1 pseudogene is annotated in these 946 nt (G+C 46.0%); it reads left to right on the plus strand.

Annotated elements, in window-relative coordinates:
• A pseudogene (locus ACFSR1_RS08185) lies at positions 1–946 on the plus strand (hypothetical protein); the annotation flags it as partial.

Raw genomic sequence — 946 nt, forward strand, 5'->3', positions numbered from 1 at the left:
TAACGATGGTATCTATGATATCATTGAGACGGGCAATGCCGGATTAGACAGTGATGACGATGGTATTGCCGATGGTGGCGTTGGTACGGATGGTATTCCGGACCCTGCACAAGGCAATGTAGATGGCGATCCGGTAACGACAGTTGTTACTGATACAGATGGTAATGTAAATGACGGTCCGGACTATTTAGATATTGATGCAGATGACGATGGTATTGCGGACAATGTAGAGGCGCAGCCAACAGCCAGTTATACTGCCCCAAGTGGTACTGATAATGACAATGATGGTATTGATGATGCGTATGATCCGGTATGTAACTTAGCGGATGGTACTGTTCCGGCGGATGGTAATGCCGATGAATGTACGGCTGCAGGTTTTGTAGCAGGTACGAGTTTAGCCCCTGAGGACACGGATAGTGACACGACTCCAGATTACTTAGATACAGACAGTGATAATGATGGGATCAATGATGTGATTGAAGCCGGTCAAGGTACCGCAGTAGGTACTGATGCCGATGGCGATGGTTTGGATGATGGTTTTGATACGGTAGACACTACCGGAGCTACTCCAGATGTCAATGATAATTTAGATACGGGAGCCATTGGTACGGACAATGCAGATGATGCGGATCTGACGGAGGTTGACTTCCGAAGTATTTTAGATGCCGATAATGATGGTATAGCAGATAATGTAGATGAAGACGATGACAATGATGGTATTCCTGATGTGGTGGAGAGTGATGGTAACGATCCAAGCGGGGATGATGATGGAGACGGTATTCCGAACTACCAGGATGTAGATCCGGACGGATTACCAGGTACTCCGGATTTAGCGGACAGTAATGGAGATGGTATTCCGGATATTTATGACAATGACAATGATGGTGTTCCGAATCACTTCGACTTAGACAGTGACAATGATGGTATCTATGATATCATTGAGACG

Origin of the sequence: Aquimarina rubra (assembly GCF_042684305.1) — a bacterium.
GTDB lineage: Bacteria > Bacteroidota > Bacteroidia > Flavobacteriales > Flavobacteriaceae > Aquimarina > Aquimarina rubra.